Below are 18,838 nucleotides of genomic sequence, written 5' to 3'. Positions count from 1 at the left end.
ATGACCACCCGCGAGATCAGCTATTCCGAAGCCATCCGCGAGGCGATGGCCATCGCGCTCGACAGCGATCCGGCGGTGATCCTGATGGGCGAGGACATCGGCACCTATGGCGGCGCGTTCCAGGTCACGCTGGACCTGATCGACCGCTACGGGCCGGAACGGGTGATGGACACGCCGATTTCCGAACTCGGCGGCGCCGGGGTCGCCGTGGGTGCCGCGCTGACCGGGCTGAAGCCGATCTTCGAGTTCCAGTTCTCGGACTTCGCCGCGCTCGCCATGGAGCAGATCGTCAACCAGGCCGCCAAGCTGCGCTACATGCTGGGCGGCGAGGCCAGTGTGCCGGTGGTGTTCCGCATGCCCGCGGGCTCGGGCACCGGGGCGGCGGCGCAGCACAGCCAGAGCCTGGAGGCCTGGTTCGGCCATGTGCCGGGGCTGAAGGTCGTGCAGCCCTCGACCCCCGAGGATGCCAAGGGTCTTTTGCTGGCCGCGCTGGCCGACCCCGATCCGGTGCTGATCTTCGAGCACAAGCTGCTTTACAAGATGAAGGGCCCGGTGCCCGAGGGGGCCTATACCACCCCGATCGGCAAGGCCCGCATCGCCCGGGCCGGGCGCGACGTGACCATCGTCGCCGGTGCGATCATGCTGCACCGCGCGCTTGAGGCGGCGGAGAAACTGGCGGCGGAAGGGATCGACGCCGAGGTGATCGACCTGCGCTCGATCCGGCCCATCGACCATGAGACGATCCTCGCCTCGGTGCGCAGGACCGGGCGGCTGATGGTGGTCTATGAGGGCGTGAAAAGCTACGGCGTCGGTGCCGAGATCAGCGCCATGGTCGCCGAAAGCGATGCGTTCGACTATCTTGAGGCGCCGATCCTGCGGCTTGGCGGCGCCGAGGCGCCGATCCCCTACAACCCCGATCTGGAACGCGTGGCGGTGCCGCAGACCGACGGGATCGAGGCGGCGGCGCGCTCGCTGGTGCGGGGCGAGGTCTGACCATGCCGGTCGAAGTGATCCTGCCCAAGGTCGATATGGACATGAGCCATGGCACGCTCTCGGCCTGGCATGTGGCCGAGGGAGAGCTCGTGCGCCAGGGTGCGGCCCTGTTCGACATCGAGACCGACAAGGCCGCGATGGAGGTGGAATCCCCCGCCACGGGCTATCTGCACCATGTCACCGCGAAGGAAGGCGACCGCATCGCCGTGGGCGCGGTGATCGGCTGGCTTTATGCCGAGGGCGAAGAGGTCGGCCCGGCTCCGGCGGCGGCCGCCCCGGCCCCGGCAGAGGAACCCGCCGCGAAACCAGCGGAAACCGTCTCTGCCCCGGCGGAAATCGCGGCTCCGGTTGCGCAAACCGACAAGATCCGCGCCACTCCGGCGGCGCGCAAGGCGGCGCGCGAAGGGGGCATTGCGCTCGCCTCGCTCACCGGCTCGGGCCCGCGCGGGCGGATCCAGGGCAGCGACGTTGCGCAGGCGCTGGCGGTGTATCGCCAGCCCGCCGCGTCTGTGGCCGAATGGAGCCCGCAGCCTGGCCCGCTGGCGGTCTCGACCCGTGGGGGCGAGGGCGTGCCCCTCGTCATGATCCACGGTTTCACCGCCGACAGTCAAAGCTGGATGCCTTTGGAAAAGGCCATGGGCCGCGCGCGCCCGCTGATCCGCATCGACCTGCCCGGCCACGGCAAAAGCCCGCGCCGCCGGATCGCCAGCTTCGCCGATCTCGCCCGGATGCTGGTCGAGGCTTTCGACGACGCCACCCGCGCCCATGACCAGGTGCATCTGCTGGGCCATTCGCTCGGCGGCGCGCTGGCGCTGGCCATCGCCGACATCCGCGCGCGGAAACTGACCAGCCTGTCGCTGATCGCGCCCGCGGGCCTCGGCCCCGAGGTGGATGCCGAAGCGCTGACCGGCATCATCCGCGCCAGCCGGGCGGAAAGCCTTGCGCCCTGGCTGCGCCGCCTGACCGCCTCGCCCGACACGATCACCGATGATTACGCCCGCGCCGCCATGGCCACCCGGCGCGACCCGGAGTTGCGCGCGGCCCAGGCCGATATGGCGCAAAGCCTGTTCGCCGACAGCACCCAGTGCTTCGATCTGCGCCCGGCGCTGGCGCGGCTGGAGACCCCCGCGGCGATCCTCTGGGGGCGCGAGGACCGGATTCTGCCCGCCCGCCACGCCCTTGCGGCAGGCTCAGAATGCGCTATTCATCGCGTCGAAGGGGCGGGCCATATCCCGCAATACGAGTGCCCCGAGCCCGTGGCCCGTATCCTTGCGCGCCATCTGGCGGGGGCCGAAGCCACCGCAGGGTGAAACCGGAGAGACGCCATATGCAGTCAGCGCAACAGGCGAGCGTGCCGCAATCCGACGCCGACCGCCTGCGCGCCCGTGCCGTCTGGCTGTATTACGCCGAGGGCTGCACCCAGAGCGAGATCGCCGGGCAGTTGGGCATCAACCGGGTGATGGTGGTGCGGCTGCTGGCCGATGCGCGCCGCAGGAACGAGGTGCGGATCACCATCGCCGCGCCGCTTGGCGATCTGGCGGGGATGGAGCGCGCGCTGGAAACCCGCTACGGCATCGGCCGGGTGATCCTTGCGCCCTTTGCCGATCCGGCGGGCGATCCGACAAAGGTGATCGCGGCGGCGGCGGGGAATTTCATCTCCTCGGGGATGAAATCGGGGATGACGGTGGGCGTGGGCTGGGGCCGCACGCTCTATAATGCGCTGCCCTTCATCACCGGCGCCACCTTGCAGGATTTCCGCGTGGTCTCGCTTCTGGGCGGGATCGCAGCGGCGCGGCGGTTCAACCCTGCCGAATTCGCCTGGCAATTCGCCGAACTGTTCCAGGGCGAGGGCTTCCTGATCCCCGCCCCGGCGGTGGTGGACAGCCCCGAGACCAAACACGCGCTCCTGGAACGCTGCGGCCTTGCCGCGATCTTCGAGATGGCGGGGCAGCTTGACATGGCGCTGGTGTCCTGTGGCGGGATCTCGCAGATCACCACCAGCTACCGCACCGGCCATATCACCGAATCCGACCGCCGCTCGCTGGTGGAGACCGGCGCCGTGGGCGACGTGCTTTACAATTTCATCGACGCCCAGGGCCGCCCGGTCGAGCATGAGGTGAACGCGCGGGCGATCTCGGTCCAGCTTGATCAGCTTCGCCGCACGCCCGAGCGGGTGCTGATCTCGGGCGGGCGCGAGAAGCATGTCGCGCTTCGCGCCGCGATCCTGACGCTTTCGCCCACCGTGCTGATCAGCGACGAGCAGTCGGCGAAGGCGCTGCTCGCCGAGGGCTGACTTCCAGGCTATACTCGCCGCAGACCGCAGCAAGGAGCATCTCCCCTGGCCCTTCCCCCGCCGCCGCTTCCACATCCCGTCCCCCTGCGCGAGGCTTTGCGCGGGCTGCGTCATGCGCTTCGCAGCGGGCGCGAGACGCTGGCGGGCACCGCGCCGCTGGACGTTCTGCCGCGCGAGGCGGCTTTGGCGCTGAAGACCGGCGATCAGATCGCGCGGCGGCTCGATCACGTCGCCTCGCAGGTCTTGCGGCGGTTTCTGGGCGCGGGGGCGCCGGATCAGGCCAGCCTTCAGGATTTCGCCGACCGCGGCGCGGCGGCGGCCAGCGATTTCGCGGGGTTCTGCTATGTCGGCCTGTCGCTGATCCTTGACCGGCTTGGCGTGACCCATGCCTTCATCAGCGAGGCGGCGGCGCAGCAGGCCTGGCTCAGGGTGATCCCTCGCCACGAGGTCTGGGAGATGCCGAGGCTGAGCGCGGCTTTGTATCTGGACCTGCGTGAGCAGCGGGTCTTGCGCGATCTGGAGCCCGCCTCCGCCGCCGGGCTGGAGCCGGGCGAGGTTCTGCCGGTCGCCGTTTTCACCCTGCTTCTGTGGCTGCAATCCGAGCCCGACCAGGTGGCCGGAACCGGCGAGAGCCTCGGCGAAAGCCGCGCTCTGGATCGCGCCCGCAGCATCGCAACTGATGTCGCCCGGGCGGATTCGGTGACGAACGAGGCGCGGCTGGCGGATCTGTTCGCGACCTTCCGCCGCCGCCGCTAGGCGGTTTCCCTAAGGATCGCCTCCACCGCCGCCCGCACTTCCGCCGTGTCCTGGCCGGTCAGCGCGATCAGGGTGCGGCGGCGCAGCACGTCGTCCAGGGTCTGCACCCGCTCATGCCGGCAGATGTGGCGGATTTCTTCCACGCTGTAGTCCGGGCAGCCGGGCAGCGGGGTCTCAGGGCCGCTCAGCCCGGCCAGATACGCCCTGACCGCGGTGCCGTAGCGGCCAAGCAGCACCCGGACCCGTTCGACCGGCAGGCCCGGCCGGGAAAGGCTCTGCGCCAGCGCCTCGCGGCCCTTGTCGTCGGGCGGCAGATCCTTGCCGCCGCCGATCTGCATCCCGGCGGTCGAGACCCGGCGGGGGCGGCCGAGGATCGCCAGCACCTCGTCGGTGGCCTGTTCGGCGAAGCCGCGGAAGGTGGTCCATTTGCCGCCGATCAGGCACAGCACCGGCGTGTCGCTCCCGGGCAGCGCCAGCCGGGCGATGGAATGGTCGCGGGTGACGAGGCCGATGTCCTGGCCATCGGCGCGGGGCAGTGGGCGGGTGCCGCAGAAACGCTGCACCACCTGCTCGGGGCGGATCGGCAGATCGGGGAACACCTCGGCCACGGCGGCGCGCAGGTAGTCTTCTTCCTCCTGCGTGCAGCGGGCCTGATCGGGGTCGGGCGTCGGCAGATCGGTCGAGCCGACCAGAACCTTGCCCTCGAACGGGTAGAGCAGGTTGACCCGCCCGTCCGCCGTGCCGAAATAGACCATCCGGCCCGCCAGCGCCGCGTAAAGCGCCGGGTGATCCACCACCAGATGCGAGCCTCGGCTGCCGCCCATCAGCCGGGTCTCAAGGCCGATCTGGCGGTTCACCGCGTCGATCCAGGCGCCGCCCGCGTTGATGACGACCTGCGCCCGCGCCGCATGTTCGCCCGTCCGGTCGCGCCAGCGGATCACGCCGTCCCCGGCGCCGAGGATTTCCGCATGGGTGACGGAGCGGCTTTCCGGGCTCATGGCCTCGCCGTCCAGCGCCAGCTCCAGCCCCAGCCGTTCGGCATGGCTGATCCGGCCCTCGTAATAGACCCCGGCGCCGGTGATCGCGGGCGCAAGCTGCGGCATCTCGCGCGCCAGCCCCCGGCGGTTCAGCATCCGGTGCGTCGGCATCTTGCGCAGCTTGCGGCCGTAGATGTCGTAAAGCGTCAGCCCGAGCGCGGTGATCAGCGAGCCACGGTCGTTCAGCTTTGCCCTGATGCGGAAGAACCGCGCGACCGAGCCGAGGATGCCGCCAAAGGCAGAGCGCACCGGCACCAGGCATTCCAGCGGATGCACCAGATGGCCCGCGGTCGCCAGCAGCATGTTGCGCTCGTAAAGCGATTCCCGGACCAGGCGGAACTCGCCGGTTTCCAGGTATTTCAGCCCGCCGTGCATCAGCCGCGACGAGGCGGCCGAGGCCCCGGCGCAGTAATCCTCGCGGTCGATCATCAGGCAGCGGACGCCTTGCGCGCAGAGGTCGCGGAAGGTGCCGCAGCCGTTGATCCCGGCGCCGAGGATGACGACCTCGTAGTCCTCAGTCATTGATCAGCGCCACTTTCATCGCACCGCCGCCTTCGGCCATCTCGAACGCGCCGAGGCAATCCTCCAGCCCGTAACGGTGGCTGACCATGCTGGCGACCTCGATCCGGCCATCGGCGATCAGGTTGAGCGAATCGCCGTAATTGGCGCGGGTCAGGCCGAAGGCGCCGGTCAGGGTGATCTCATCGTAATGCACCGCGTTGATGTCGAGCTGGCCGATCTCGCCCTTCGAGAAACCGGCGAACAGGCTGACCCGGCCGCGTTTGCGCACGAGGCCCACGGCCTCTCGCGCCAGCGCCGGGATGCCGATGGCGCAGATCGCCACATCGGCGCCGAGGCCGCGGGTCTCGGCCAGCACGGCAGCGCGCAGGTCGGTGGCGGTCGGGTCGATGGCGACATCGGCCCCGGCGTCCAGCGCCATCTTGCGGCGGCCGGCGTTGGGCTCGCTGACGATGATGCGGCCAGCGCCGCGCAGCTTCGCCAGTTTGATGTGCAGCGTGCCGATCGGGCCCGAGCCGAGGATCACCACCGTGTCGCCAAGCGTGAGCCCCACCTTGTCCTGGCCGTTCAGCACGCAGGCCATCGGCTCGACCAGGGCGGCCTCTTCATGGCTGACGTGATCGGGCAGGAGATGCGCGTTGCCCATGGCCAGCGCGCGGGCGGGAATGCGGATATATTCGGCGAAACCGCCGTCGATCTCATAGCCGATGGCGATCAGGTCGGGGCAGAGATTCTCCATCCCGCGCTGGCAGTAGTGGCAGCCGCCGCAGGGGATGGGGGGGCAGACGCTGACGCGCTGGCCGGGCTGGAACAGCCCGCCGCCCTCGATCACGTCGCCCGAGAATTCATGGCCGATGACCGAAGGATAGCGCACGCCTGCGGTCTTGCGCCCGCGCCAGATACGGATGTCGGTGCCGCAGATCGTTGCCGCGCGGACCCGCAGAATCAGATCGCCGGGTTCCGCCGCGGGATCGGCGACTTCCCCTGTCACAAGCGCGTTCGGTGCTGTCAGAATCGCCGCCTTCACGGTGCCCTCCATGAACAATGTTTGCGGCAAGATGTAACTTGATCGCACAAGTTCACGCAAGACTATTGTTTTGTTCGTGAGAAATTCGCCGGTTTCGCCTTATTATGCGGCGAACCGCTGCGATAAAGATGTAGTCCGCGGAACTATTGCGCAAACAAATATATTGACGAATACAGCTTTGTCCGAAATGATCGACCACGAAGCGAAGGGGGAGGACGCAGGTGCGCTACGATTACGCATCCGCCGGGTTCTATACGTTCGACTGTCTGGGCTGGCCGTTCAGCGCGGTTCCGGACGGCGGCGGCACGAATTTCATCCGGGACATCACGCTGGCGGTTTCGGGCGCGGCGGGAACGGCGGTGATCGCGGCGGCGAAGCTGGGGCTGAGCACGCTGGCCATCGGCGGTTACGGCCGCGACATGACCGGCGACTGGTCGGTGGCCTGGCTGGAGAAGTTCGGGGTGAACACCTCGGCCTTGCAGCGGTTCGATGACGTTCCGACCTCAAGCTCGATCGTGCTGACCCGGGAAGACGGCTCGCGTCCGGCGCTGCATCTGAAAGGCGCGACCGGCGCCTTCGTGGTGCCGCCCGAAGAGTTCGACCGCGTGACCGATGCGCGGGTGTTCCACCTGGGCGGCGTGGGGCTGATGGATGCGATGGACGGCGCGCGCAACGCGGCGCTGATGAAACACGCCAAATCGCGCGGCGCGGTGACCACGGTGGATGTCTTCGCCGGATCGGCCGACGACATGCCCGATGTGGCGGCGGTGCTGCCCTTTACCGATTACTTCATCCCCTCGGTCGAGGAAGCGCGCGCGCTGACGGGCCTCGAAGATCTGGACGCGATGGCCGAGGTGTTCTTCGGCCTCGGCGCCGGGGCCTGCGTGTTCACGCTTGGCGGCGAGGGCGCCTGGTATCGCGACCGCTCGGGGCTGAGCTTCCGCATCCCGGCCTTTGCCATCGACGTGATCTGCACCTGCGGCTGCGGCGACGTGTTCAACGCCGGTTTCGCCGCGGGTGTCCTGAAAGGCATGAGCCCGCAGGATTCGGTGCGCCTTGCCCAGGCCTGTTCGGCGCTGAACGCCACCGGCCTTGGCAGCCAGGCGGGGATCGTCTCGCTGGAGGCGACGCTGGATTTCATGCGCAAGACCCCGGTTCGGGAGGGCTGACCCCCGGCGGGCAGGGAAGGAAAGACGGCAAGGCCCCACGAAACGGGCGGCCGGAAACGACAAGCGTTGACAACAGGAGGAGAGATTCCATGACCAGGATGAAAGCAGGGCTGAGCGGGCTGGCGCTTGCGGCCGGGATGGCCGCGCTGGCGGCGCCGGTGCTGGCGCAGTCGCAGGCCGATATGATCACGCCGATCGACAAGGAGCTGACCTTCGTCTTCATCCCCAAGGTCATCCATCCCTGGTATGACGTGGTGGCCGAGGGCAGCCATTTCGCCGCAGCCGAGCTGGAAAAGCGCGGCGTCAAGGTCAACGTGATCTGGGACCAGCCGCCCCAGGCCGATGTGGTCGATCAGAACCAGCGGATCGAGGCCAATATCGGCCGCCGTCCCGACGGGCTCTCGGTCGCCTGTCTTGACCAGGCCACCAATGTGCAGATGCTGAAAGAGGCCAAAGCGGCCGGGATCAACACCTTCACCTTCAACTCGTTCTGTTCCGGGGAATTCCCCTTCGTCGGCCAGAAGGACAGCTATCAGGACGGCTATGACCTCGGCGCGAAACTGGTCGAGGTGCTGAACGGCGAGGGCGAGGTCGGCATCCTTTCCGGCAGCCTGACCGCGACCGATCACGTCGAGCGGATCCTCGGCTTCAAGGATGCGATCAAGGATCATCCGGGCATCAAGGTGGTGTTCGAGCAGCCCGACAACGACGTGCTGGAAGAGGCCGTCGCCCTGACCGAGAACGCCATGCTGGCGCATCCGAACATCAAGGGCTTCTTCGGCTCGAACGCCTCGAACCCGATCGGCGCGGCGCGCGCGGTCAAGAACGCCGGCAAATCGGGCGAGATCGCCATCGTCGGCATGGACGACCTGCCCGAGGCGGTGGACTTCGTCTGCGACGGCACCATCACCGCGCTGAAAGCGCAGCGTCAGTGGGACATCGGCTACTGGTCGGTGATCTACATGGTCGCCGCGAACGAGGGCCATACCTTCCCGATGGACCACAACACCGGCTCGCGCTTCATCACCAAAGACGACTGCAAGTGATCCTGCGGGGGCCGGGCGATTGTGCCCGGCCCTTTCCCCCTATCCGAGAGTGACAGAGCCCCCGATGCCCGATCCGATCTTTGAGGCCAGGAACATCTCGAAACGGTTCGGCCCGGTGCGGGCGCTGAACGAGGTTTCGATCGCCATCGGCGCGGGCGAGCTGCATTCGATCATCGGCGAGAACGGCGCGGGCAAGTCGACGCTGATGAACATCTTCTGCGGCAGGCTGCGCCCCGATACCGGCGCCTTGCTGATCGACCGCCAGCCGGTTCATTTCAGCTCGCCCAAACAGGCCGCAGCCGCGGGGATCGCCATCGCGCCGCAGGAGATCAACCTGGTCCCGGCGCTTTCCGTGGCAGAGAACATCATGCTGGGCGCCCAGATCGGCGCCCGTATCTGCGGCGGGGCCGTGATCGACTGGAAGGCCACCCGCGCCGAGGCGATCCGCCATCTGCACGAGGTGGACGACCAGATCGACCCCGCGTCGCGGGTCGGGGATCTGTCCAAGGCGCAGCAGCAGCTTGTGCAGATCGCGCGGGCGGCGGCGACCGATGCGCGGATTCTGATCCTGGATGAACCCACCGCCACGCTGACGCATCGTGAGACCGCGCGGCTGTTCGACTATATCCGCTCGTTCAAGGCGCGCGGACATTCGATCTTCTACATCTCGCACCGGCTGGACGAGGTGAAGGCGCTCTCGGATCGCATCACCGTGCTGCGCGACGGCGCGCTTGCCGGCACGCTGGACCCGGCCACCGCGACACGCGAGGAAATGGTCACGCTGATGGCCGGACGCCCGCCCTCGGCCATGCGCCAGGAGCCGCGCCGTATCCCCGGGGACGCGCCGGTGGTGCTGAAAGTGACCGGCCTGACCCGCCCGGGCGAGTTCCAGGACCTGTCCTTCAGCCTGCGCAAGGGCGAGATCCTGGGCGTCTCGGGCCTGATCGGCTCGGGCCGCACCGAAATGGCGAAATGCCTGTTCGGGCTGACCCGGGCAACGGCGGGCGAGATCGAATATTTCGGGCAAAAGACCCGTTTCACCTCGCCCTTGCAGGCGATCCAGGCCGGGCTGATCTATCTGCCCGAAGAGCGCAAGCAGGAAGGCATCTTCCCGCTTCTGTCGATCGTCGAGAACGCCGCCATGCCCAGCATGGCCCGTTTCCGGGGGCTTCTGGCCATGCGCAACCGCGAGATGCTGGCCGAGGTGATGGACTATATCGCGCTGTTGAAGACTAGGATCGGCAGCCCGCGCGATGCGATCACCACATTGTCGGGCGGCAACCAGCAGAAGGTGATCATCGCCCGCTGGCTGATGCGCGACGCCAAAGTGCTGATCATGGACGAGCCGACCCGCGGCATCGACGTGAATGCGAAATTCGAGATCCAGGCGGTGCTGCGCCGCCTGACGGAAGAGCGCGGCCTCTCCATCATCCTGATCTCTTCCGAGATGGAAGAGGTGCTCGACGTGGCCGACCGCATCCTGGTGATGCACGAGGGCCGCGCGCGCGGGATCGTGGACGCGGCCGGGGAAAGCCAGGAATCCCTGCTGAAACTGGCGATGACCTGAAATATGGCGACCTGACGAATGGGCGATAAAATGAACACTTCCCGAGCCTCCCTCTTCTCGCTGCAACGCTTCTGGCGGTGGGAGGCCAGCGGCATCCTCGTCGCCCTGGTTGCGCTGGCGCTGCTGCTTTCCATCGCCACCGACAATTTCATGTCGAGCTACAACATCTCGGCGGTGGCGCGGCAGGCGGCTTTTGTAGGCCTGGTGGCGCTTGGCCAGACTTTGGTGCTGATGGTCGGCGGGATCGACCTGTCGGTGGGGGCGGCGGCGGGGCTTTCGGCCATTGTCGGCTCTATCGCGCTGACGCAATGGGGCATCCATCCCTGGCTGATCGTGCCCTTCACCATGGGGTTCGGCCTGCTGATCGGCGCGATCAACGGCGCTTTCGTCGCCGGGCTGCGGCTGAACCCGTTCATCGTGACGCTGGCCACATGGGAGATCTTCGCCGGTCTGACGCTGGTGATCACCGGCGGCTATCCGATCCGGCCCCTGGGCGAGGCGTTCGGCGTGTTCGGCAAGGGCGAGATCTTCGGCGTGCCGGTGCCGGTGGTGATCTTCCTTGTGGCCGGCGCGATCCTGATCTGGGTGCTGGGCCAGACCCGCTTCGGCCGCAACATCTTTGCGCTCGGCGGCAACCGCGATGCGGCGGTGCTGGCGGGGATCCGGGTTCGCTGGGTGGAATTCGCGGCCTTCGCGCTGGCGGGGATGTTCGCGGCGCTGGCCGGGATCCTTTACGCCAGCCGGATGGATGCGGGCCAGCCCTCGGTCGGCGAAGGCTGGCTGATGGGGGCGATCACCGCGGCGATCCTCGGCGGCACCAGCCTGCGGGGCGGCCAGGGCTCGATCGTCGGCACCATCCTCGGCGCGCTTTTGCTGGCGGTGCTGGCGAACGGCACGGTGCTGCTCAATGTCTCGGGCTTCTGGCAGCGGGTGATCGTGGGCGCGGTGGTTCTGGTCGCGGTGCTGGTCGATCTCTTGCGCCGCAGAAGCAACTGAGAGGCTGGACAGGGGAAAGGCTGCAATGGCATTGCTGTCCCCTGTCAGAGCAAGAAGGTCGTCAGCCAAAGTGCAGCCCGCAGCCGATGTGAACGAAGACCTGAGAACCCGGATCGCCTGGCTCTATTACATGGAGGGGCTGACCCAGGACGAGGTGGCCGCCAAGGTGGGGATCAGCCGCTCGCGGGTGCTGCGCATCCTGTCGGCCGCGCGCCAGGACGGCACGGTGCAGATCCGCGTCACGACGAAACTGTCGCATTGCGTGGAACTGGAGCGCGCGCTTGAGGAACGCTGGGGCCTGACCCAGGCCATCGTGGTGCCGAACCCGCAGGACGAGGCGCAGCTGCGCAACCTGATCGGGGCCGAGGTCGGGCATTACCTGTCGCAGAACCTGGCCGCGAACATGACCGTGGGTCTGGGCTGGGGCAAGACGCTTTCGGCCGCGGTCCCGGCCATCGTGCCGAGGAACCCCGACGGGGTGCGGGTGGTCTCGCTCTTGGGCGGGCTGACGCGGGTGAATGCGCATAACCCTTCGGAATTCGCCTGGCGGGTGGCGGCGCGGCTTGGCGCCGAGTGCCATATGATGGCCGGTCCGGTCTTTGCGCCCGATGCGCGGACCCGTGACGCTCTGGCCGCGCATATCGGCATCCGCGACATCTTCAGCGCGGCGCGCTCGCTCGATATGGCGGTGATCTCGGTCGGGGATCTGACGCCGCATTCGGTGTTCCGCGAATACGGGCTGCTGAGCGCGGACGAGCTGGCCTCGCTGGAGGCCGCGGGGGCGATCGGCGATGTTTTGTGCCATTTCATCGACGCCGCGGGCGAGGTGGTCGAACACCAGGTGAACCGCCGGGTGCTGGCGGTGCATCCCGCCGATCTGAGGGGCGCGCGAAACCTGGTGCTGGCCTCGGGCGGCTGGCAGAAACACGCGGTGATCCGCGCCTCGCTGACCAGTCTGCGCCCGCATGTGCTGATCGTGGACGAACTGGTGGCCGACCGGCTGATCCGCGAGCGCTGATCCGCCGCTCATCGGTCCTGACGGACCTCTTCGCTCAGCGATGACGCCCGTGAGGGCGGAAGAGCGGCGGCCAGCCGGTCGGTGCAGCCGCAATGCGGGCAGGGGGCTCGCGCATCGGTCAGGAAACCGCAATCGGCGCAGCAGGCGCGCGCGTCCGGCGGCAGCGGCTTTGCCTCGCGCAGAACGGGCGGCGGCACCAGCGGCAGCCCCGACACGGGGGCGTCGGCGCAAAACACCGAGACCGCGCCCGAGGTCTCCATCCAGGCCGTTTCGACCTGGCCGAGGTTGCGGATACCCTTCAGCCGCAGCATCTCATGCGCCTCGGATGGCGCGATCCGGGCCGCTTTCAGCGCGGTGGTCAGGATGCGGCCCCGCTCCACCAGCTGAACGGGTGTTCCGTCCACCACCGTTTTGAACCCGTGCCATTTGTGGATGCCGCAGTCGATCAGCTTGTCCATCGCGATCACAAGGAACACCACGAGGAAGGCATGCAGCAAGGGCACGTCGGGGTAGAGCATCCCGTCGCCCACCGCCGAGCCGAGCGCGATCACCAGCAGGAACTCGACCAGCGAGAGCTGCGAGATGCTGCGCCCGCCGATCCAGCGCAGCATCGTGGTGGTCCAGAGAAAGATCGCCAGCACCCGGAGGGTGATTTCCAGCAGGAACAGCGGCGGGGCGTCGCCGATCAGCAGACGCAGCCAGTCGAAGGGGATCACGGGTTCCATATCCGGCCCTGACGGAGAGCGAAAAGCGGAACGCGCCGGCGAAACCGGCGCGTCCCTGAAGCCTCACACAGGCGGCGTCAGTGGCGGTGCTCGGGCAGTTCCTTGAGCTGTTCCTTTGTCCAGGACGTGACGCCATGGACATTGCCGTCCTCGTCGCGCATCAGGTTCAGCTGATCCACGCTGAGGAGCACCGGCTTCGAGCCGATGCCGAGAAAGCCGCCCACGTCGATCACCACATCGGTGACGGCGCCGACGCCATGCACATGCGAGATGGTGCCGATCTTGCGGTCGTCGGCGCCGTAGACCGGCGCGTCGGTCAGGATCGCCTCGTTCAGTTCCTGACGGTCGAGCGGGATATGTCTGCTGTGATCCATGCTATCCTCCGGGGTTGCGACGCGGAGCCTGTGAACGGGTTCCGCGGTTCCAGTCCTCAAACCCGGCGGCCCGGCGGCGGTTCCTGCACCGCCCGGTATCGGCGGCGGCCCGCCGAAGCGGCGGCGGGCGGAACCGCGCGGCGGGGATCGGGATTTCTTCGCATGTGGGTGGCGCGAGGGGGCTATGACGCAGGGGCTGGTCTATGTGTCCGACAGCGACCCCGGCATCACCCGGCGCCGCGCGGGCAAGGGGTTTTGCTACTTTTCCCCCGGCGGGCAGCGGCTGAGCGGCGCGCTCTGCGCGCGCGCCGTGGCGCTGGCGGTGCCCCCGGCCTGGGAACAGGTCTGGATCTGCCCGCGCGAGGATGGCCATATCCAGGCCACCGGCCGCGACGCGCGGGGAAGGAAGCAATACCTCTACCACCCGCTGTGGCAGGCGAGCCGGGCCGAAACCAAATATGCCGGGCTGACCGATTTCGCCCGCGCCTTGCCCGCCCTGCGCCGCCGTCTGGACCGCGATCTGCGCCAGGAGGCGGGGAACCGCGATTTCACCCTCGCCGCGCTGGTGATGCTGCTGGACCGGGCCTGGCTGCGGATCGGCAACCCGGAATATACGGCGCAGAACGGCTCTTTCGGCGCGGTGACGCTGCGGCGGCGGCATCTGCGGCTTGACGAAGACTCGGTCCGGCTGGATTTCCGCGCCAAGGGCGGGCGGCGGGTGCGCCAGGTGCTGCGCGACCGCAAGCTGCACCGTATCCTGCATCAGATCGGCGATCTGCCGGGGCGCAACCTCTTCACCTGGCTGGACGAGGACGGGCGGCCCTGTCCGCTCGGGACCGGGGATGTGAACGGATATCTCGCCGAGGCCATGGGCGAGGGCGTCACCGCCAGGACATTCCGCACCTGGGGCGGCACGCTGGCGGCTTTCGGGCGCGCCGCCGAAGAGCCGCTGACCATTCGCGCCATGGCCGGGGCGGCGGCTCTTCGGCTGCACAATACCCCGGCGATCTGCCGGTCCTCTTACATACATCCGGCGGTGCTGGATCTGGCCGCGCTGGATGCGCCCGCGCGCCAGGACCGGCTGTCGGGCCTGAACCCGCCCGACACCCCCGGCCTGCGCGCGCCCGAGCGCAGGCTGCTCAGCTTTCTGGACACAACGGAGACCCGCCGATGATCGACCCCCTTTACGAGGCGCTGATTGCCGATTTCCGCGATCCGTTCCAGGCCGTGCGCGGCGAGACGGCGCTGATCCGGCTGCTGTTCGCGGCGCTGCTCGGCGCGGTGATCGGCATCGAGCGCGAGATCCACGCCCATGCCGCCGGGCTGCGCACCCATATCATGGTGGCGATGGCGGCCTGTCTGTTCACGCTGATCTCGGTCGAGATCATCGCCACCGAAGTGCCCGGCGCGATGCAGCTGCAAAGCGACCCGCTGCGCCTGATCGAGGCGGTGACGGCGGGGGTGGCCTTCCTGGCCGCCGGGTCGATCATCACCTCGGGCGGCAGGATCACCGGGCTGACCACCGGGGCGGGGATGTGGATGGCGGGGGCGATCGGGCTGGCCTGCGGCACCGGGCGGCTGCCGCTTGCCATCATGGCGACGGTGCTGGCGGTGCTGGTGCTGTGGCTGTTGCGCCACGTTTCGCAATGGCTGGCGCGCGGGAGGCGCGAGCCGAAGGAGTAAGCATCCGCCGGATCGCCCGGTTGCCGATCAGGTAATGCTCGACCAGCGCGCCCGCGATATGGGCGAGGATCAGCCCGATCAGCGCAAAGCGCGTGGCATCATGCAAGAGGCCCGCCGCCTCGCTGCGCCAGAACCAGGCGGCGGCGCCCGAAAGGGTCATCATCAGCAGCAGCGCGTAAAGCCCGCGATGCGCCCATTCCGCCACGACCTGCATCACCCGCGGCGCGGGCGGCGGCGGTGGCGCGCCATGGATCAGCCGCAACGCGATGCGGATCAGCATCAGCCCGAGCACCGCGAGCCCCGCGATCAGGTGGAAGGCCGCGCCGGGCGGCAGCGGCGTGGCGCCGGTCAGCCGCGCCCCGAAAGCCGCGCGGATATCCTCGTTCACCACCAGCTGCGCCAGCACCAGAGCCGCGATCAGCCAGTGCAGGATGATCTGTCCCCGCGCATAGCCCGCCGGGGCGGCTTTATGTTCATTCGTGATCATAAGCGGAACCCTTTCCCTTCCAATCGGTTCGGCCAGCAAAGGTTCCGTCACGGGGGAGAGGCATTGGCGCGCAGGAGAGGGGCAGGCTGGCGGATGCCCGCGCTCGGGCTGATGACGCTGGCCGCCTGCAAGGCAGAGCAGAGCGCGCTGCATCCCGCCAGCCAGGACGCGCGCGATGTCGCCACCCTGTTCTGGGTGATGACGGCGGGCGGCGCGGTGATCTGGCTGATCATGATGGGGATCGTGGTCTATGCGGTTCTGGGCCGCCGCCGCCCCGTCAGCGAGCGCTTCGCCGACCGCTTCATCCTGACCGGCGGGGTGATTTTTCCCACCGTGGTTCTGGCGGCGCTGCTGGTGTTCGGGCTGCGGCTGCTGCCCGGGGCCTGGCACCCGGGCGCGCCTGATCTGCGCATCCATGTCACCGGCGAGCAGTTCTGGTGGCGGGTGGTCTACGAGGGCCCCGACGGTGCGCGGGTCGAGACCGCCAACCAGGTCCGCCTGCCGAAAGGCCAGGAGGTGGAGTTCCATCTGAGCGCGCAGGACGTGATCCATTCCTTCTGGATCCCGCCTTTGGGGGGCAAGCTCGACATGATCCCGGGCCGCACCAATATCCTGCGGCTGACGGCGGACCGCACCGGCACCTTCCGCGGGATCTGCGCCGAATTCTGCGGCATGTCGCATGCGCTGATGGCGTTCGAGGCGGTGGTCGAGGAACCCGATGCCTTCGCCGCCTGGCTCGCGGCCGAGGCCGCGCCGGCGAGGGGCGACGCCACGGCGTTCACCCGCGCCGGCTGCGGCGCCTGTCATGGGGTGCGCGGGCTGGTGGAAGAGGGCGCGGTGGGGCCGGATCTGACCCATCTGGCGCGGCGCACCACGCTGGCGGCAGGCACGCTGCCGATGACGCGCGCGGCGCTGGCGGCCTGGCTCGCGAACCCCGCGGCGATCAAACCCGATGCCAGAATGCCCGCCTACGGCGATCTGCCCGAGGCGGAGCGCGAGGCGATCCTCGATTTTCTGATGGGGCTGAAATGAAACGGGCCGGGGCGGAGAAACTGGAACAGGTCTGGGCGCGCCCGAAGGGCTGGCGGATGCTTTCCGACGTGAACAATTCCACGGTGGGGCTGTGGTATACCGGCGCCGCCTTCGCCTTCATGCTGTTCGCGGGGGCGCTGGCGCTGATCATGCGGCTGCAACTGGCAGTGCCGGAAAACGACCTGGTTTCCGCCGACACCTACAACCAGATGTTCACCCTGCATGGCACGGTGATGATGTTCCTGTTCGCCGTGCCGATCTTCGAGGCGGTGGCGATCCTGATCCTGCCCGGCATGCTGGGCGCGCGGGATCTGCCGTTCCCGCGGCTCTCGGCCTTCGGGTTCTGGTGCTATCTGATCGGCGGCATCTTCGTCTGCGGCTCGATCTTCTTCAATGTGGCGCCGGATGCGGGCTGGTTCATGTATCCGCCGCTTGCCACCAAACAGGGCGGGATCGGCGCCGACATCTGGCTCCTGGGCCTCTCATTCATCGAGATCGCCAGCATCGCCGCGGCGGTCGAGCTGATCGTGGGCGTGCTGAAATGCCGGGCGCCGGGCATGCACATCAACCTGACGCCGCTTTACGCCTGGTATGTGCTGATCGTCGGCGCGATGATCCTGTTCGCCTTTCCGCCGCTGATCGCCGGGGACATCCTGTTCGAGCTGGAGCGGATGCTGGACTGGCCGTTCTTCGATGCCACCCGCGGCGGCGATCCCCTCTTGTGGCAGCACCTGTTCTGGATCTTCGGCCACCCCGAGGTCTATATCATCTTCCTGCCCTCGATTGCGCTGCTGGCGATGATCGTGCCCACGTTTTCGCAAAGACCGATCGCGGGCTATTCCTGGGTGGTGCTGTCGGCTATCGGGACCGGGTTCCTGTCCTTCGGCCTCTGGGTGCATCACATGTTCGCCACCGGCCTGCCCTCGGTCTCGCTGGGCATTTTCTCGGCGGCGTCCGAGGCGGTGGCGATCCCGACCGGGATCCAGCTTTTCGCGCTGATCGCCACGGTGATGCTGGGCCGGGTGGTGAAATCGGTGCCGATGCTGTTCTGCCTCGGCGCGCTGGCGAGCTTCATCATCGGCGGGCTCACCGGCGTGATGATCGCGGTGGTGCCCTTCGATCTGCAAGCCCATGACAGCTATTTCATCGTGGCGCATCTGCATTACACGCTGATCGGCGGGATGCTGTTTCCGGTGATGGCGGGGGTGCATTACTATTACCCGCTGGCGCGTGGCCGGATGCTGTCGCGCCGGCTTGGGATCTGGTCGTTCTGGCTGACCTTCGCGGGGTTCAACACCGCCTTCCTGCCGATGCATCTGACCGGGCTTCTGGGGATGCCGCGCCGGGTGTTCACCTATGGCGCCGACCGGGGCTGGGACATGCTGAACATGGTTTCGACCATTGGCGCCTTCGTCTTCGCCGCCGGGTTCCTCGTCTTCGTGTGGAACTGTCTGCGGCCGCAGGAAAAGCCGCCGCTCAATCCCTGGAAGGCGGGCACGCTGGAATGGGCGACGAAGCTGCCGGGCCAGCCCTGGGGGTGGCGCGCGATTCCGCAGATCGAAAGCCGCTATCCGCTCTGGGACGACCCCGGGCTGCACGAGAAGATCGAGGCGGGCGAGGGCTATCTTGCCGATGCCGAAGAGGGGCGGCGCGAGACGCTGGTGACATCGGTTCTGGATGCGCAGCCGGTGCAGGTCCTGCGGGTGGGAACGCCGGGCTGGCTGCCGATGATCGCGGCCTTCGGCCTTGGCACGGTGTTCATCTGCGCCACGTTCAAACTGTGGCTGCCGGCGGGCCTCGGCGGGGCGGTGTTTCTGGTGGCCCTGTTCCGCTGGCTCTGGACCGGCACGGCGGAGATCCCCGAGAAACCCGCGAAGGACATCGGCGACGGGCGGCTGGTGCCGATCTATGTCTCGGGGCCGGGATCGACCGGCTGGTGGGCGATGTTCATCACCATGACCGGCGATCTGACCGCCTGGCTGGGGCTGATGTTCGGCTATTTCTTCTTCTGGACCATTCATGAGGATTTCCCGCCGGTGGGGATGGAGGGGCCCGGCTGGCTCTGGCCGCTGGCGGCGGCGCTGCTGGTGCTGGCGGCCTGGGGTGCGACTTTGGC

At 68.1% G+C, this 18,838-nt stretch carries 17 protein-coding genes and 1 pseudogene; 13 read left to right on the top strand and 5 right to left on the bottom strand.

Annotated features, from left to right (window positions below; all coding sequences use genetic code 11):
- The 4 genes from XINFAN_RS19990 (at position 1) to XINFAN_RS19975 (ending at position 4,042) form a co-directional block, all read left to right on the top strand.
- Complete coding sequence (locus tag XINFAN_RS19990) at positions 1-993, top strand: alpha-ketoacid dehydrogenase subunit beta (RefSeq protein ID WP_124088624.1); 993 nt, start codon at positions 1-3, stop codon at positions 991-993.
- 2 nt (positions 994-995) lie between these two features.
- Positions 996-2,303 (top strand): acetoin dehydrogenase dihydrolipoyllysine-residue acetyltransferase subunit, encoded by a 1,308-nt coding sequence (locus XINFAN_RS19985; protein WP_124088623.1) that lies wholly within the window; start codon positions 996-998, stop codon positions 2,301-2,303.
- 17 nt (positions 2,304-2,320) lie between these two features.
- Positions 2,321-3,286 carry a sugar-binding transcriptional regulator gene (locus tag XINFAN_RS19980; protein WP_124088622.1) on the top strand — a complete coding sequence of 322 codons (966 nt, stop codon included), beginning with the start codon at positions 2,321-2,323 and terminating at the stop codon, positions 3,284-3,286.
- 96 nt (positions 3,287-3,382) lie between these two features.
- A complete protein-coding gene (locus XINFAN_RS19975) occupies positions 3,383-4,042 on the top strand; it encodes a hypothetical protein (protein WP_124088621.1) in 660 nt (219 codons plus the stop codon).
- Here the strand turns inward: XINFAN_RS19975 and XINFAN_RS19970 are convergent.
- A complete protein-coding gene (locus tag XINFAN_RS19970) occupies positions 4,039-5,601 on the bottom strand; it encodes a glycerol-3-phosphate dehydrogenase/oxidase (protein ID WP_124088620.1) in 1,563 nt (520 codons plus the stop codon). The two genes, XINFAN_RS19975 and XINFAN_RS19970, sit on opposite strands and share 4 nt — an antisense overlap.
- Positions 5,594-6,625, bottom strand: a complete 1,032-nt coding sequence (locus XINFAN_RS19965) for a zinc-dependent dehydrogenase (protein WP_124088619.1) — start codon at positions 6,623-6,625, stop codon at positions 5,594-5,596. Before XINFAN_RS19965 ends, XINFAN_RS19970 begins: the two co-directional genes overlap by 8 nt.
- A 221-nt stretch (positions 6,626-6,846) precedes the next feature.
- On the opposite strand from XINFAN_RS19965, the gene XINFAN_RS19960 reads away from it, so the two are divergent.
- The 5 genes from XINFAN_RS19960 (at position 6,847) to XINFAN_RS19940 (ending at position 12,421) form a co-directional block, all read left to right on the top strand.
- The gene (locus XINFAN_RS19960) at positions 6,847-7,794 is read left to right on the top strand and encodes a carbohydrate kinase family protein (RefSeq protein ID WP_124088618.1); all 948 of its coding nucleotides are present in this window, start codon (positions 6,847-6,849) and stop codon (positions 7,792-7,794) included.
- A gap of 89 nt (positions 7,795-7,883) precedes the next feature.
- Positions 7,884-8,840, top strand: a complete 957-nt coding sequence (locus tag XINFAN_RS19955) for a substrate-binding domain-containing protein (RefSeq protein WP_233352418.1) — start codon at positions 7,884-7,886, stop codon at positions 8,838-8,840.
- 64 nt (positions 8,841-8,904) lie between these two features.
- Positions 8,905-10,407 carry a sugar ABC transporter ATP-binding protein gene (locus XINFAN_RS19950; protein ID WP_124088617.1) on the top strand — a complete coding sequence of 501 codons (1,503 nt, stop codon included), beginning with the start codon at positions 8,905-8,907 and terminating at the stop codon, positions 10,405-10,407.
- A gap of 30 nt (positions 10,408-10,437) precedes the next feature.
- Complete coding sequence (locus XINFAN_RS19945; protein ID WP_124088616.1) at positions 10,438-11,403, top strand: ABC transporter permease; 966 nt, start codon at positions 10,438-10,440, stop codon at positions 11,401-11,403.
- Positions 11,404-11,491: 88 nt separating this feature from the next.
- The gene (locus XINFAN_RS19940) at positions 11,492-12,421 is read left to right on the top strand and encodes a sugar-binding transcriptional regulator (RefSeq protein WP_233352416.1); all 930 of its coding nucleotides are present in this window, start codon (positions 11,492-11,494) and stop codon (positions 12,419-12,421) included.
- A gap of 8 nt (positions 12,422-12,429) precedes the next feature.
- Here the strand turns inward: XINFAN_RS19940 and XINFAN_RS19935 are convergent, their stop codons facing one another.
- Positions 12,430-13,146: a DUF421 domain-containing protein gene (locus XINFAN_RS19935; protein ID WP_124088614.1), complete on the bottom strand. Its 717-nt coding sequence runs from the start codon at positions 13,144-13,146 to the stop codon at positions 12,430-12,432.
- Between the two features lie 77 nt (positions 13,147-13,223).
- Complete coding sequence (locus XINFAN_RS19930) at positions 13,224-13,520, bottom strand: PRC-barrel domain-containing protein (protein ID WP_124088613.1); 297 nt, start codon at positions 13,518-13,520, stop codon at positions 13,224-13,226.
- 184 nt (positions 13,521-13,704) lie between these two features.
- Between XINFAN_RS19930 and XINFAN_RS19925 the strand changes: the two genes are divergently transcribed.
- Positions 13,705-14,694 carry a DNA topoisomerase IB gene (locus tag XINFAN_RS19925; protein WP_124088612.1) on the top strand — a complete coding sequence of 330 codons (990 nt, stop codon included), beginning with the start codon at positions 13,705-13,707 and terminating at the stop codon, positions 14,692-14,694.
- Positions 14,691-15,203: an MgtC/SapB family protein gene (locus XINFAN_RS19920; protein ID WP_124088611.1), complete on the top strand. Its 513-nt coding sequence runs from the start codon at positions 14,691-14,693 to the stop codon at positions 15,201-15,203. The genes XINFAN_RS19925 and XINFAN_RS19920 overlap by 4 nt, the downstream gene beginning before the upstream one ends.
- Here XINFAN_RS19920 and XINFAN_RS19915 read toward each other — a convergent pair.
- A complete protein-coding gene (locus XINFAN_RS19915; protein ID WP_160144682.1) occupies positions 15,112-15,690 on the bottom strand; it encodes a cytochrome b in 579 nt (192 codons plus the stop codon). The two genes, XINFAN_RS19920 and XINFAN_RS19915, sit on opposite strands and share 92 nt — an antisense overlap.
- A gap of 63 nt (positions 15,691-15,753) precedes the next feature.
- Between XINFAN_RS19915 and coxB the strand changes: the two genes are divergently transcribed.
- Both coxB and XINFAN_RS19905 read left to right on the top strand, forming a co-directional pair.
- Positions 15,754-16,722 carry a cytochrome c oxidase subunit II gene (gene coxB / locus XINFAN_RS19910; RefSeq protein WP_233352415.1) on the top strand — a complete coding sequence of 323 codons (969 nt, stop codon included), beginning with the start codon at positions 15,754-15,756 and terminating at the stop codon, positions 16,720-16,722.
- Positions 16,716-18,838, top strand: a pseudogene (locus XINFAN_RS19905) (cytochrome c oxidase subunit I); the annotation flags it as partial. The gene coxB and the pseudogene XINFAN_RS19905, both read left to right, overlap by 7 nt.

The organism is Pseudogemmobacter humi, from assembly GCF_900609055.1.
GTDB lineage: Bacteria > Pseudomonadota > Alphaproteobacteria > Rhodobacterales > Rhodobacteraceae > Pseudogemmobacter > Pseudogemmobacter humi.
The sequence above is the reverse complement of the archived record's forward strand: the minus strand, read 5'-3'. Positions and strand labels throughout refer to the sequence as shown.

Coding starts and splice junctions, on each gene's coding strand:
- XINFAN_RS19920 (WP_124088611.1), top strand. CDS start 14,691: ATGATCGACCCCCTTTACGAGGCGCTGATTGCCGATTTCCGCGATCCG.
- XINFAN_RS19980 (WP_124088622.1), top strand. CDS start 2,321: ATGCAGTCAGCGCAACAGGCGAGCGTGCCGCAATCCGACGCCGACCGC.
- XINFAN_RS19985 (WP_124088623.1), top strand. CDS start 996: ATGCCGGTCGAAGTGATCCTGCCCAAGGTCGATATGGACATGAGCCAT.
- XINFAN_RS19990 (WP_124088624.1), top strand. CDS start 1: ATGACCACCCGCGAGATCAGCTATTCCGAAGCCATCCGCGAGGCGATG.
- XINFAN_RS19915 (WP_160144682.1), bottom strand. CDS start 15,690: ATGATCACGAATGAACATAAAGCCGCCCCGGCGGGCTATGCGCGGGGA.
- XINFAN_RS19925 (WP_124088612.1), top strand. CDS start 13,705: ATGACGCAGGGGCTGGTCTATGTGTCCGACAGCGACCCCGGCATCACC.
- XINFAN_RS19955 (WP_233352418.1), top strand. CDS start 7,884: ATGACCAGGATGAAAGCAGGGCTGAGCGGGCTGGCGCTTGCGGCCGGG.
- XINFAN_RS19930 (WP_124088613.1), bottom strand. CDS start 13,520: ATGGATCACAGCAGACATATCCCGCTCGACCGTCAGGAACTGAACGAG.
- XINFAN_RS19970 (WP_124088620.1), bottom strand. CDS start 5,601: ATGACTGAGGACTACGAGGTCGTCATCCTCGGCGCCGGGATCAACGGC.
- XINFAN_RS19945 (WP_124088616.1), top strand. CDS start 10,438: ATGAACACTTCCCGAGCCTCCCTCTTCTCGCTGCAACGCTTCTGGCGG.
- XINFAN_RS19950 (WP_124088617.1), top strand. CDS start 8,905: ATGCCCGATCCGATCTTTGAGGCCAGGAACATCTCGAAACGGTTCGGC.
- XINFAN_RS19935 (WP_124088614.1), bottom strand. CDS start 13,146: ATGGAACCCGTGATCCCCTTCGACTGGCTGCGTCTGCTGATCGGCGAC.